The organism is Vibrio sp. 2304 (genome assembly GCF_033339475.1).
GTDB lineage: Bacteria > Pseudomonadota > Gammaproteobacteria > Enterobacterales > Vibrionaceae > Vibrio > Vibrio alginolyticus.
Genome location: NZ_JAWOUQ010000003.1, coordinates 247121 through 261289, shown reverse-complemented (window position 1 = coordinate 261289; position 14169 = coordinate 247121). Strand labels below are relative to the sequence as shown.

Here is a 14169-nt window from a genome sequence, read left to right as displayed (position 1 = left end):
TTTAAAAATATAGTGGATTTTTATTCCGAATTTTATTTTCTATGTGAAGCTATATTCTGGTAATGAATAAAACCTCAGGTTATTGCATGGTTTTAGGGGTATAGAATGATTAGGATTATCGTATATGTATGGTTTGTAAGCGTATGTAAGCCTGCGTTTTATTAAAATTATCATTTAAGTAGGTTGCGCAGTATAGGACGAGCGATATACTCCCTCCATCATATTGGTGGAGTAAATGATTCATGGTGGGTAATACAATCTTACTGGTAGAAGACGACTCTGAGATTGCTCGATTAACCAAAATGTACCTCGAAGCCGAAGGATATACGGTAACTGTCATCGATAACGGTCAAAATGCATTAGAAACGATTAAGGGGCTCAAGCCGGACCTAGTGCTGTTAGATTTGATGTTACCAGGAAAAAATGGCGCAGAAATATGCCAAGAGGCGCGTAAGTTTTATCATGGTATTATCATTGTTTTGACTGCGACCGATGATGAAATGAGCGAGGTGAGCTTATTTAAGTTTGGTGCTGATGATTACCTTACCAAACCGATAAAAGGCAATATCCTTCTCGCCCGTATTGAAGCAGCGTTGCGTCGCTATTGTCGTCAAGTTGATATCGTTGAAGAAGAAAAGCTGAGCCGATATGGCATTAGTCTTTGTCTTCGTCGCTCCCAGGCATTTTATTTGCAAAAAGATATTGGTTTAACGAGTTCTGAGTTTGAAATTTTAGAGCTCCTGATGCTGAATGTCGATAAGCCAGTATCTCGTGAATCATGTTGCCGTCTTGCCCGAGGCATTGAATACTGTATTACTGATCGTTCGATTGATATGCGTATATCCTCACTAAGGAAGAAATTCTCTAAGGCTCATATCCATACGGCTACCATTAAAACCATACGCCACCACGGCTACATGCTGACAGGTAAATGACGCATGTTTTCCCTGTTTACTCGTCTATATGTGGGGTTAGTAACTGGCCTTGCGCTGACTGTTGCTTTGTTTCTCTTTATGGGGGAAGAGTACATGCGCAAAACAGAAGTCGGTGTTTTTTTGAGTGACGGTGCTTATTTTGTCGATCAATACATTGAGCAACGAGGTACTCCGGATTCTCTCTACAAGAAGTTAACCGAAAACGGCAAGCAAGATTTCTTTATCTTTGATTTAACATTGGTTGAAAACTGGGACGGATCACCGCCTTGTCGAGATTGTAATCTGTTGTACCGAATGCAAGGGATACCTGTTTATCTTATTGACGGCAGTACCTATGCTGCGGTATTCCCTTTGCCTAACACTTCGAAGAGTTTAGTTTTCAAAGAAAAAACGGACTTCTTTAGCCCACACGTTGATTGGAATGAAGATTCTGAGATTGTATTTATACTTACTCTGCTTTTGGTTGTTGTATGCAGTTTAGGCATTATGGTTTACATACCTGTACGACGTCTTGACCGCCAAATTCGGCAATTAACGGCTGCGCAACAACAATTTGGTTCTGGTGAGTTGAATACGCGAGTCGATCTAAAGCAATTTTCGCAACCCGTGAAAGAGCTCGCCCAAGGCTTCAACTGCATGTCTGAAGAGATTGAGAGACGAGTGCGCCAAACACACATCTTTACTCAAGCTATTCCTCATGAAGTGCGCACTCCGCTGAGTCGTATTCAGCTAGCGACGGATTTAGCTCGACGCACGAGTGGTGAAATGCAGGCAGAGTTACATGACGATATTGAACGATACGTTGATGTAGTGACGGATTTAACATCCGACATCGTCATGCTGTCTCGCTTGAGTGTGAAAAACCACTCATGGATCGATTCTGTTGAAACCATGGAACTGCCACTTTGGTGTAAAAGCCGCATGAATTACCTAAGCTTAGAGTCCGCCATGTTGAGAGCAGAGAATGAACTCGCGAACCAATTGATTCACTTTCAGCCTACTTTGGGTAACCTCGTCCTCGATAATTTACTGCAAAACGCCAAGCGTTACGGTGAATCCTGCGTTGAGGTGACGATTCGAACGGTAGCGGATTGCTGGAGCATCGATATTGAGGACGATGGCCCGGGCATCCCTGAAGCGATGCGAGAAGAAGTATTTATGCCATTTTCGCGCTTAGACAAAAGCCGCAACGCCGACATGAAAGGCTTTGGTTTAGGGCTTGCCATCGCTACCAGTGCAGCGCGGCAACTGGGGTGGGAGCTTTCTGTCGGCGAGAGTCACTTAGGCGGCGCACGTTTTACGGTGCTTATTCCTGCCAACGATTAGAGTAGGCTCTGCGGTAGTCTGGCTCAGCGATACCTGCATACAAATCGTCACAAGCTTGCAGTGGACCTACGACGGTTCGGTAGGGTAGGACACCTGCCCAAACAGGAATGTCCATGTCTTCCGCATCGTCGTTGACGCCAAAATTGCTGATTTTCACCGATGCTTCTGTGAGTGGAATACGCAGCAGCATGGTGGCTTTGAGTTCTTTTTCATTACTCAAACGGACTTGTTCTGTTCTCCCCGGAGCGATCTGTTCAATAAAGTGATTCAGCAACCTGTCTTTCTCTTGGTTATCTTCCACCACCTCAAACTGGCCAAAGACCACAGCACTGCGATAATGCGCACTGTGGTGAAACGCACTTCGAGCCAATACCCAACCATCAAACAAAGTAAAGGTTAAGCACGTTTGCACTCCTTGTTTGAGTGAGCGTAACAGTCGACTGTTGTTGGCACCATGGATATACACGTAATCATCGACACGCCATGCCAGCATAGGGATGACCACAGGGCCTGACTCGTTGGTTATCGCAATATGAGCGATTAGGCTTTCATCTATGATGGCGTGCAGTTTGCTAACATCAGAGACGGCTTTATGTGCGCCTTTCTTAATTTCCGTTCTATTGGTGTTGGATAGCATTTTCTCTCCTTGCTTGCTCACGATTACGAGCGATTTATCCTCATTCTTTGATTGCAATGTAGCGTTTAACTGGTAGCTTAAAGAGAGCCAGTTTTAACTAATGGATGGATCCAGTTTGTCTTTGATTGATATCGGTGACCTACATTTAAAAGACAGTGAAGGAACGCGTCAGCAAGCGTTGTTTTTGGCTATTCGCAAGAAAATTGTTCAAGGACTGTGGGTGAAGAATGGGAAGCTGCCTTCTACGCGGAAGCTTTCACAAGAGCTTAATCTAAGTAGGAATACCGTGATTTCTGCCTACGAACAGTTAGTGGCGGAAGGGTACTTGAACAGCCAAAAAGGTTCTGGCTTTTATGTTGCCGTAGAACTGCCAGAGCAGTACTTGCCTGAACCTAGTTCAGTTCAGAGAGACTCATCACCGAAAGCTCACTTTGATATCAACCGCGCATTTGCACCGGGTGTACCGGATTTGGACGCATTTCCGATGGCGCAATGGCAAAAGTTACTCACTCGCCATATGTCTCGTACTTGCTTGCTGGGTAATCAAGATATTCAGGGTAGTTGGGCATTGCGCTGTGCTTTAGCTGACTACCTCGCATCAAGCCGTTCAGTGAATTGTTCTCCAGAGCGCATTATTATTACCTCTGGGGCGCAGCAAGCGTTGTCAATTGCGACGATGGTAGTGCTCAAACAAGGTGATAAGGTTCTGATGGAGCAACCAGGTTACGCGCAAATGCGGAAGTTGATTCAGTTCCAAAACTATCAATTTGAGCCTTTGTTCGTAAGAGAGAAATTAGGTTTTGATGTGGAAGCGGTGACCTCAAGCGATGCCGATGCGCTGTATATTACACCAAGTAATCAATATCCGATGGGCACCACACTCAATACCGAGCAAAGAGGAAAGATCATCAACTGGGCGGTCGAACAATCAAGTTGGATCATCGAGGATGATTATGACAGCGAATTTCAGTTTGCTCATCGTCCCTATACCAGCTTACAGGGGCTAGCAGCTCAAATGGGTCGAGATGATCGTGTGTTGTATGTGGGCTCCTTCAGTAAAGTGATGTTTAACGGATTGCGGCTTGGCTACCTTGTAGTTCCTGAACGTTTAGTAGAGCAATGTTTAGTGGTTAAGGATGCGTTAAGTGGTGATTCGCCGACGCATACACAAGAAGCATTGGCAGACTTTATTACTGAAGGTGGGTTATTACGTCATATTCGAAAAATGCGTCGACTGTACAAAACTAAGCATGAACAGATGCATGTATCCATTCAACAGCATTTTGGCGACCGTGTTTGCGTCGTTAGCCAAGCGGCGGGGCTTCATATTACGTTGAAATGGCAAGATGGTATGGATGAGCAGCGTTTTACGAAACTAGCAGAGCATGAAGGGATCATCTTGCGACCTTTGAGCTATTATGAACACCCAGATTTTCAAGCACGTCACTGGCATGGTGCCGTGCTTGGTTACGGCAATATCGCGTTAGAGAACATAGACGCTGGTATCCAACGTTTAGCTCACATATTTCGAAATGGGAAGCGATGACTATTCAACTACACGTGTTTGTCGCTTATGTCGCCACTGTTTCCAAGGCAGTAAAAGTAGAGTAAAAATGCCAAGTGCATAAAACATTGACCAGCCTAAACATATAAAAACACCGGTACAAAGCAGTAGGGACAGTCCCGCAAGTGTTTTACCAAATCCTCGAAGCAATTTAAAAGCGGCTAACATCGCCAACATGTAAACCAGAACGAATACACTGTTTGCGAGTTTTAGGAAAAACTCCAGATCGAGCTGTGATAGGGTTCCTATCACACAAGATATCAATAATATACCGCCAACTAATATGGTGGCTGAGAAAGGGACACCACGACGCGAAATCTTGGCTAGTGGACTAGAAGGACGATGTTCACGAGCTTGAGCCCAGACCATTCGCGCTAGGCTCTGTGTGTATAAGTTAACGCTCGCGAAACAAGCGGAGAAACCTATCAAGCTGATTATCCATTTGGCTCCATCGCCTAGTAGTTGGGCACTAAGCCAGGGGATGGATGCGTTATCAAATTGAGCGTTACCATACGCGCCAAATTTTAAAATAACGACAGAGCATGCCCAATAGGTAGCCCCTGCTACAAAACAACCGACCACAATGGCAATAGGGAAATCTCTTTGAGGGTTTTTGAACTCTTCCCCCATATGGGCAAAAGCCTCTATGCCAACAAAACACCAGAACATCACGCCTAACGCTGCGGTAATAGGCCAAATTGACTCTTGTGTGATGGCGGGCATCACAAGATCGGCGTTGTTAACGTCGCCTTTCCATAAAAATGCGCCAACAAGTGCGAAGACACTCAAAGCAATAAGAGTTTGTAAATGACCTGATGATTTTGTGCCCATCAAGTTGACGAACACAAGAAGTACTACCGTGAGAACTTGTGCAAACAGATTGTTGCTAATAGGCTCTGGCAATATTTGTTGTAGAAAGCCTGCGGCGAGTGCAATCGCGGCCGGAACCCCTACCGGAATGACACTAACAAATAGCCAAGCGACACTACTTTCCAGCTTGGCGTTAAAGGCTTTGCGTACAAAAAAGGCTGTTCCGCCCGCGTTGGGGTATCGTTTACCCAGTTGAGCAAAAGTCAGCGCAATAGGACAAATCGCGATGAACAATAAAATCCAAGCCCATAGTGAAAAATGGCCAGCTATACCTGCTGCGATAGCCGGGATCATAAACAGCCCCGTTCCCATTAATGTGGTGGATAACTGTGCGATACCTGATGTGAGTGAAATGTCTTTTTTGAGCTCTTCCATGCGAATTGATTCATCCAATGTTATGAGGCTTATTACGAAAAAGCTTGTGGCTTCTGGTTATTTCGTTTTATGTGTTTAAGCGATGCTATTTATGTGCTGAGTACTTAAGTTGGGAATTTGATTTCAATGTGTTATCTATTTTCTGTTGAAATGGATAACAGCACTCATCTCATGCCCGCCAAATAGCATATCCAAAATGTTAATAACAAAATGATTTACTAAACCGTCAATATGACGGTTGTTTTAAATAATTCCAACAAAATGTTGGTTTCTTATGCAGTTAGAATCGGTATAGAATGAGAAAAATAAGGAAAGCTTGGTAACGGTATGGACAAGTTTGATCATAAGATTGTGGATCTGCTCAGGCACAACGCTCGGCTGTCGGTGACTGAAATTGCGGATAAAGTAAACCTTTCTCGTTCTGCGGTAACGGCCCGTATTCGTAAGCTAGAGCATGACAAAGTGATTCTAGGGTATCACGCTGAAATTGCGCCTTCGGGTGGGGATTCGATTTGCGCCTATTTTGCCTTAAAGTTCGATAAATCAACCTCTACGTATTATTGCGAATCATACGCGGACGAGTTATACAAAATTGATGGCGTAAAATGGTGTCATGCGATCAGCGGTGAGACGGACATGATGGTTTTTGTCGAAGTGCCTACGATGGCTCGCTTGAACGAAATCAGAGATCAAATTCAACGATATCCAGAGCTTCGAAACCTGATGACTCATACCGTCTTAGCTGAATTCTTTAACACGACTGGGAACCTGTTTGTGAAGTGACCATGAATGGATGCCATGTTGAAAATCCTTCTGAGCGAATATGTTAAACAACATTAATTTGAATCTACTTAGATCCTTGCATGTACTTTTAGAGGAGTGTCATGTCAGCCGGACCGCAGACCGTTTGCACATTACGCAGTCTGCCGTCAGTCGACAGCTTGCACAATTGCGCGATCTGTGTGGTGACCCACTGCTTATTCGTCAAGGTAATCAACTGATACCAACGCCACGAGCAATAGCGTTAAAATCAAAGCTTGATGCATTACTGGCTGAGTTTGACCATTTACTCGATGACCAACCTTTTGAGCCGCGGCAGTGGCAAGGTGAGCTTGTTATTGCTTCTAGTGACTACGTGGCGCAATACGTATTGCCCGATATTGCCTCTCACTTGGGTGAACAAGCGCCACAGCTAGATATGGCGTACCGACTGTGGCAACCCAACTTTCTTGATAAACTTCATGAGACGGGCATCCATATCGCGTCTTCTATGTATCCAGAAAAACCACAGAGTGTGTCGAGCGTTAAAATTGGTGAGGATTCATCAGTTTGTTTGATGAAATCTTCTCATCCGTTAGCAAAGCAGGACCAGATCAGTATTGAAGACTTGATTTCATATTCACACATCAAAGTGACTGGCGGCGGAGACAAAGATTCCTACACTGATTTAGCATTGAAAGAGCTAGGGCACACCCGCCACGTTACCTTTAAGGTTCCATTCTTCTCTGCTGCGATCAATCGCTTAGTTGCAAGTGAGCACCTGATGGTGGCTCCTGAACATATTGCCGTTAACCTCGCTAAGCATTGGGACTTAACCCATAAAGCATTACCACTCGAAACACCTATTCATCAATATTGGTTAATGTGGCATCCCAAATACGACACGGATCCTGCGCATAAATGGGTGCGAGAAGAGATTCGCTCAGTAATGCAAATCTCTGAATATTCCATTCGCTAATACGTACACCGTTTAGCTATGACTTGAAGTCATGATTAGTATGAATAACTTTGATTTCTAATTATACCTCTTCCGTTGATAGAGTGAGCGTCAAAGAGGGGAGATTCTTATGACACTAACAGTTTGGTTATCACTTTTTACCGTGTGTTTATTAGGGGCTATGTCACCAGGTCCCAGCTTAGCTATTGTCGCTAAGCACTCGTTGGCTGGTGGACGCATCAATGGATTAGCTACGGCTTGGGCTCATGCGTTTGGCATTGGTATATATGCGTTTATTACCTTGATTGGTCTCGCTGTTGTTTTGCAGCAAAGCCCGATGCTTTTCAAGACGATTAGCCTTGTGGGTGCGGCATATCTTGCGTATTTAGGTTTTAATGCTTTGCGTTCAAAAGGTGGTGTGGCTGCGAAGTTGGAGTCAGGTGAGGAAACAACGGTAATCCAGTCTGCGCGAGAAGGCTTTTTTATCTCGATTTTAAGTCCCAAAATTGCTTTGTTTTTTATCGCATTATTCAGTCAGTTTGTCGCGCTCGGTAATGATTTGAGTAATCAGATGATCATTGTTGCCACGCCGTTTGTTGTGGATGGGCTTTGGTACACCTTTATTACCCTAGTGCTATCGAGCTCTAAAGTCGTTGACAGAATTCGCTCTAAGGCAGTGTTGATTGATCGTTTGTCAGGGGTAGTACTCATGCTGCTGGCTCTTAGAGTGGTCGTAACGGTATAGACAAGCTCGCAAGACAGAAATACTAAAAGCAGCCCGTGTGGCTGCTTTTTTGTCTACTCTCAGTAACCCTTACACAATTTACGTAATTCTGACGCTAAACGTTGCTAAAATTAATATTATCAATAGTGTCACTTTGGTTCATATTCTCATTTGCTGTGAAAGCTACTTTCCAACGCATTGTTATAATGAGAACGATAGCCACTTAACGTTAATACTAACAGTGTCGCATATTAAGTCGAGAGTGCTTTATTGGATAAAAACGGACTTTCCTCTTACTTACCCTATGAAAGGGGTAGAGACTCCATGACCGTTTAGAAGGTGAGAGCAATATGCAAAGAATAGTAGATTTAGCTCCAGTAGTAATTTTGACCAGTGTTTGCAGCGTTGCTTGGATATTCTTTTCAACAAAGAGCATTTGGGTGTTTTTTGAACTGTTTGTATTTACGATGCTTGGCTTTGGCCTTTTGTACGGGTTACTACAAAAGGCTGATCCTAAACACTTTGACTTTGTTTTAAATCACATCGATGAAATTAAGAAGGAAGGCAAAGATGCTTGCCTAAGCGGCGCTCCGAAAGAATCCAACCCATACTCTGGTGTCGATGGTGATTTATGGGAGGCTGGTTACACAGCCTCCTACAACAAAAAGATAAAGCAATAAACCGCTAGGTGCTTATTCAATATTGTGCTTTTCAAAAAAGCACCCTGCCATTTTAAGGACAGGGTGAAAGCAAGAAGTTTCTCAGGAGCTGTCGGGGGAGAGAAACTCATCTAAATCTTATTTACTTACCGGCGAACCTCTTCAAATTCACCTTCAATCGCATCTGCTTTACCTGTATTAAACTCATATTCTTCGTGCATTTCTCTCTGCATTTTCTTGACGCGCTTTTCAATACGCTTGCCGGTAATTAATGCTGCGATGGTCAACGGAATCGCAATAATCAAGCTAAATACTAATGTAAAAAAGCCGGTAATCAGTGCTAGTGCAGTTACAATAATCCGATTCATAATCATGACCTCTCTGTAATTTATGTGCTCAGATTAATGCTGTGAACATGAACAAAACATGAATGCTGACGTTCACTTTGTCCGGAGAGTGTCAAATGAATGAAACGAAAAAACGCCTGAGGGTGATCAGGCGTATAAACGGGGAAAAATATTAGTAATGCGCATGGCGCTTATTATTTAGAACAAATATGAGATATTGTCCGCTACGCTATGTGGTTAACGTTGTGGAGCAAAGTTCACCTATCGAGGGAATGTTTGGTAACGAACACCCATCATTTGTTCCATACAGTGCACAACTTGGCAGCTGTAACCGAATTCGTTGTCGTACCAGATGTAAAGTACACAACGCTTGTCTTGTGCGATAGTCGCTTGACCATCTACGACGCCTGCATGACGAGAACCAACTAAGTCAGTTGATACAATTTCTGTTGAATCGGTGTAGTCAATCTGTGCCGAAAGCTCAGAGTTCAACGCCATTTCACGCAAGTAATCGTTCAGTGAATCACGGTCTACGTCTTCACCTAAGTTTAGATTAGCGACTGCCATAGATACGTTTGGTGTCGGTACGCGAATCGCGTTGCCTGTTAGCTTGCCTGCAAGCTCTGGCAATGCTTTAGCAACTGCTTTTGCCGCACCTGTTGAAGTCAGAACCATGTTTAGTGAAGCACTACGTCCGCGACGGTCACCAGAGTGGAAGTTGTCGATCAAATTTTGGTCGTTTGTGTATGAGTGCACGGTTTCAATATGGCCAGAAAGAACACCATATTTATCGTTCAGAGCCTTAAGGACTGGCGTGATTGCATTTGTTGTACAGCTTGCCGCAGAGATGATGGTGTCATCTTCTTTAATTACCGACTCATTTACACCGAATACAACGTTTTTGATGTCACCTTTACCTGGTGCTGTTAGCAGTACTTTCTCTGCGCCTTTACACGCTAAGTGTTGGCTCAGGCCTTCAGAATCACGCCAAACACCTGTGTTATCAACAACTAGCGCGTTATTGATACCGAAAGCTGAGTAATCCACTTCGCTTGGGTTATTTGCGTAGATGATTTGGATGTAGTTGCCGTTAACGATCAGTGCTTTACGCTCTTCATCGATAACAATGCTACCGTTGAACTGACCGTGAACTGAGTCACGACGCAACAAGCTAGCACGCTTCTCCAAATCGCCTTTTTTACCGCCACGAACCACAATCGCACGTAGTCTTAGTGGGTAACCTGGACCACTTTTCTCAATGAGAAGGCGAGTAAGTAGTCGACCAATGCGACCGAACCCGTAAAGAACCACATCACGCGCTTTCAATGAAGAATCTGCGTCGCGAGCGCCATCAAGTGCAGTGATAAGGAAATCGTTTAGAGAGCTTGTATCGTCATGTTCATTCCAGTACATAGTTGCCAATTGGCCAACATCGACACGGCATGAAGAAATGCTCATTTCACAAAGCGCTTGAATAATAGGCATCGTGTGCTCAAGCGAAAGTGGGTTACCGGTATAACGTCTTGCAACGCGATGAGTTTTGAGAATGTCTATAGTAGTAGCATTAATAAGCGTTTTACCAAACAGAACCACTTCGATTCCTTTTTGACGATATAGCTTACCAATTAGAGGGGAAATAGATTCAGCAATCGTTTGGCTAGTTTGCCAGTCTTGGAGATATTTCTCTGGACTCATTGTTGTATTAGACCTTTCACGTTTTGGGGGCTAACCATACTCTCTGCTGTTGCCTCTTCGGCAGCGTGCAAGAGTGTGGTGGGTTATGTAATCGGGTTGTAATAGTTATGTGTGCGGATTCTAAGGTCGGAGTCCTTATTCTGCTAGGAAAATTAAATCCAGTGTAAAACACTACTTAAGGGGACGTTAGTGGTGGATTAATGTGACTAAAGCAGTGGTTTTCACGTATTGACATTTAGAAAGTAACTTACTTTTTTTGCGATGATAACGTTTGCTTTCAAATTATTTTTGTTGACAAAAATTGATATTTTGCATTTTTGTGTGATTTAACTCGATAAGGCAACTCAATAGGTAAACATACAATAGATGATTTCCTGAAAAGTGATGCGACTCTTAGTTGTGAGTGAAACTTTATTGTTTGCATCCAACTTTAAGATCAAAAAATATGACTTGAATCACAATTGCCACTTCATTAGCCGATGATAAAACACTCACAATAACCATAATCTAGGTAGGTGAATGTTGTTTGAAAGTAACAATGTCGTATATGCCTTTCAATGCAAGAAACTAGTCTAATATTAAATAAACGGATGAAATCAACCATTAGGCTGATGGATGTTGAGATTATCAATAAAAACACGCTTAGCACTCCTCGCACTATTACCCGCTGTGGTAATAGTGGTGTTTGCAGTTCAGCAGTTTTCTGATAATGCGTTGCGCGTGAGCCGTCTCAATCAAACGGTTAGCAATATTCAAGGTTTCCAATTGATATCCAAGGCCTCCCACTTTATTTACTCCATAGAGAAAGTACGCCGACAGCCTGATCTTCAAGTCTCTGCAGCCATTAATATTGAAGAACAAGGTGAAGTTATTTCTTCTTTGCATCAAAAGTTTGTGAGTAACCCTAATACTGCTGAGTATGCTGATGAACTGAAAGAAGCCATGCTGGGGGTATTGTCAGGTAGATTGAGTGAGATGGACGACCTGGGTGATTGGGCATTTCAACAGCTCCAAAATATGTCGCGCTCTTTGTTGCAAAATCATCAATGGTATGGCAGTGACGATGGCATTCGCATGCAAAATTTTATTGCCTACCTTGCTCAGCTCTCTTTTTGGACACAGAAAGAAGCTTGGCTGACGAACCGTTTAGTCCAAGACCCTAAGAGTCGGCTAAGTCAAAGTATGTTTTATCAGGCGATTGACAGACAGCAGCAAAATTTGGATGCGTTTTTAAACTTAGGTGGGTCATACGAGCAAGTGGATAAATTGCTTGGCTTGTTTACTTCGCCGAGATATCAGAGAAACTTGGCGTCTCGCGGACAATTAATGTCAGGAGACATGTCACAAAGTGACTACGCCGCGTATTTAAAAGAACTCGATTTTCGTGTGCAGCGCTTACAAGTGCTCATTGATGGGTTCACCAAACAAACTGAGCAGTCGCTTCTCACGCAGGTTCATGAACAAAAGGCCAATATAGCGATGATCAGTTTTGGCGTCGCCTTAGTGGTTATCCTGCTTTGTTGGCTCGGATTTAGTACTTGGTTCCGAGTTAACAGCAAACTCGATGCGATCATTCATACTTTAAACGCGTTGATCAACTCCGAAGAGAAGCAAACAAAAGTCAAAGTTGATGGAAGTGATGAACTGACCATTTTTGCTCAGCAAGTGAATCGAGTGGTTGAAGAAATGCAGAGACAAACTGAAGAAATACTGCATGCAAAAGAGTCAGCAGTATCGGCTAATCGTGCAAAATCTGTGTTTCTTGCCAACATGTCACATGAAATACGCACGCCCCTTAACGGGATCATGGGCATGACAGAAATACTCTCTCAAAGTGAGTTGTCTTCGCATCAACAAGAAGTTGTTGATGACATTGACTCCTCATCTCAAACACTGCTTACTTTACTTAACGATATATTGGATCTCTCTAAAATCGAGTCTGGACGATTGGAGCTGTCACTAATAGAAGCGGATATCCGAGAAGTCGTGTATCAGTCGATGATTTTATTCCAATCCAAAGCAACATCTAAACAGCTAAAGTTAGGTATTAATTTAGCTGAAAATATCCCCATTCGCGTGATGGTCGATGATCATCGTGTCAAACAGGTAGTTACGAATCTGGTATCGAATGCGGTTAAGTTTACCGAAAGTGGGCATGTATGCGTTGATGTTAGTTATGAAGAGTTACTTGAGAAAGAACGTGGAGTGCTGACGTTTAAAGTAGAAGATACCGGAATAGGCATTGATCAAGATAAGTTAACCACGATTTTTGAACCCTTTACTCAGGAAGATGAAGGAGTGTCGAGGCAATTTGGCGGTACAGGGTTGGGTTTGGCAATTTGTTGTCAGCTTGTGTCGATGATGGGGGGCAAGCTCGTAGCAACATCTACAAAAGGAGTGGGCACATGCTTTGAATTCTCGATTGAGGTTGAAGCAATTCCGGTGTTTGGCTGGCGTTCGGAGGTGATTAATAAAGGGCTTTTGATCTGCTCAAATTACGACTACGCCGACCAAATATTAAAAGAGTGTCGCTTAGCGAAAATCAATCTCTTTGGCGTTAATAATGTGAATGAAGTGCAAGCGATAAATGATGACTTTGATGTCATATTTCTGTGCCACAGTAACGACGCTAATACCGATGAAGTCTTGGATAATCTATCATTTAATTACGATCTTCGCCGTGTGATTATTTGCCAGCATCATTTATCCACTCCCTACGAAAATGCAGAAAAAGTACATGCCGTACTCACATTACCTTTCCTTGGCAATCGATTTAAGCATGTCATTGATGATTTAGCTAAGGTTGAAAAGACTATATCAAGTGACAATGTCACCAATAATGTTGTCAGCTCTGAATATCGAGCGTCGCGCTCTCATCGGAGGATCTTAATTGCGGAGGATAATTTGATGAACCAGAAAATAGCGAGTTTTTTTCTGGATAAAGCAGGTTATGACTATTTGATAACAAGCAACGGCCAAGAAGCGTTAGAAGCCATCACAAAGGGAGAAGAATTCGATGCAATTTTAATGGACTGCATGATGCCCGTGATGGATGGACTGACCGCGACGAAAGAAATTCGTCGTTGGGAAAAGAAAGCAGGACGTGAAAAAACGATGATTATCGCACTCACTGCGAGTGTTTTGGAAGAAGACATCCACAACTGTTTTGCGGCAGGCATGGATGCTTATTTACCTAAGCCGTATAAATCGAACCAGTTATTTGAGCTCTTTAGTGAATTAAAACTCGCCTAGCTAACATTTCAACTTAGACAAGGCGTCAAAACGATAAAGCCCCACTTCAGGGGCTTAGTTCTGATTAT

Annotated in this window: 12 protein-coding genes; 8 read left to right on the top strand and 4 right to left on the bottom strand. The window is 43.3% G+C overall.

Translation table 11 applies throughout. The annotated features are described in order from the left end of the window. Positions 1–242: 242 nt before the first annotated feature. Positions 243–935 carry a response regulator transcription factor gene (locus tag R7P64_RS08335; protein WP_005373624.1) on the top strand — a complete coding sequence of 231 codons (693 nt, stop codon included), beginning with the start codon at positions 243–245 and terminating at the stop codon, positions 933–935. Positions 936–938: 3 nt separating this feature from the next. Beyond that, positions 939–2261: an ATP-binding protein gene (locus R7P64_RS08330; RefSeq protein WP_262592086.1), complete on the top strand. Its 1323-nt coding sequence runs from the start codon at positions 939–941 to the stop codon at positions 2259–2261. On the opposite strand, the gene R7P64_RS08325 is transcribed toward R7P64_RS08330, so the two are convergent. Then, complete coding sequence (locus R7P64_RS08325) at positions 2242–2898, bottom strand: pyridoxamine 5'-phosphate oxidase family protein (RefSeq protein WP_170896917.1); 657 nt, start codon at positions 2896–2898, stop codon at positions 2242–2244. The two genes, R7P64_RS08330 and R7P64_RS08325, sit on opposite strands and share 20 nt — an antisense overlap. A 100-nt stretch (positions 2899–2998) precedes the next feature. Here R7P64_RS08325 and R7P64_RS08320 point away from each other — a divergent pair, with 100 nt between their 5' ends. Further along, positions 2999–4444 carry a PLP-dependent aminotransferase family protein gene (locus R7P64_RS08320; RefSeq protein ID WP_318123362.1) on the top strand — a complete coding sequence of 482 codons (1446 nt, stop codon included), beginning with the start codon at positions 2999–3001 and terminating at the stop codon, positions 4442–4444. Here R7P64_RS08320 and yjeH read toward each other — a convergent pair whose 3' ends face one another. Next, positions 4445–5707 (bottom strand): L-methionine/branched-chain amino acid transporter, encoded by a 1263-nt coding sequence (gene yjeH / locus R7P64_RS08315; RefSeq protein ID WP_005373616.1) that lies wholly within the window; start codon positions 5705–5707, stop codon positions 4445–4447. A gap of 327 nt (positions 5708–6034) precedes the next feature. Between yjeH and R7P64_RS08310 the strand changes: the two genes are divergently transcribed. The 4 genes from R7P64_RS08310 to R7P64_RS08295 all read left to right on the top strand — a co-directional run bounded on the left by R7P64_RS08310 (position 6035) and on the right by R7P64_RS08295 (position 8828). After that, positions 6035–6490, top strand: a complete 456-nt coding sequence (locus tag R7P64_RS08310; protein ID WP_005373615.1) for an Lrp/AsnC family transcriptional regulator — start codon at positions 6035–6037, stop codon at positions 6488–6490. Positions 6491–6530: 40 nt separating this feature from the next. Further along, positions 6531–7445, top strand: coding sequence for a LysR family transcriptional regulator (locus R7P64_RS08305; RefSeq protein ID WP_017819875.1), 915 nt, complete (start codon positions 6531–6533; stop codon positions 7443–7445). Positions 7446–7554: 109 nt separating this feature from the next. Beyond that, on the top strand, positions 7555–8169 hold the full coding sequence (locus tag R7P64_RS08300) for a LysE family translocator (RefSeq protein WP_005373611.1): 615 nt from the start codon (positions 7555–7557) through the stop codon (positions 8167–8169). Between the two features lie 329 nt (positions 8170–8498). After that, the gene (locus tag R7P64_RS08295) at positions 8499–8828 is read left to right on the top strand and encodes a hypothetical protein (RefSeq protein WP_005373609.1); all 330 of its coding nucleotides are present in this window, start codon (positions 8499–8501) and stop codon (positions 8826–8828) included. A gap of 125 nt (positions 8829–8953) precedes the next feature. Here R7P64_RS08295 and R7P64_RS08290 read toward each other — a convergent pair whose 3' ends face one another. Both R7P64_RS08290 and R7P64_RS08285 read right to left on the bottom strand, forming a co-directional pair. Further along, positions 8954–9175: a hypothetical protein gene (locus R7P64_RS08290; RefSeq protein ID WP_005373607.1), complete on the bottom strand. Its 222-nt coding sequence runs from the start codon at positions 9173–9175 to the stop codon at positions 8954–8956. A 240-nt stretch (positions 9176–9415) separates the two neighbouring features. Next, on the bottom strand, positions 9416–10849 hold the full coding sequence (locus R7P64_RS08285; RefSeq protein WP_025767937.1) for a glyceraldehyde-3-phosphate dehydrogenase: 1434 nt from the start codon (positions 10847–10849) through the stop codon (positions 9416–9418). 615 nt (positions 10850–11464) lie between these two features. On the opposite strand from R7P64_RS08285, the gene R7P64_RS08280 reads away from it, so the two are divergent. Beyond that, complete coding sequence (locus tag R7P64_RS08280; RefSeq protein WP_167416150.1) at positions 11465–14101, top strand: ATP-binding protein; 2637 nt, start codon at positions 11465–11467, stop codon at positions 14099–14101. The last annotated feature ends 68 nt before the right edge of the window (positions 14102–14169 follow it).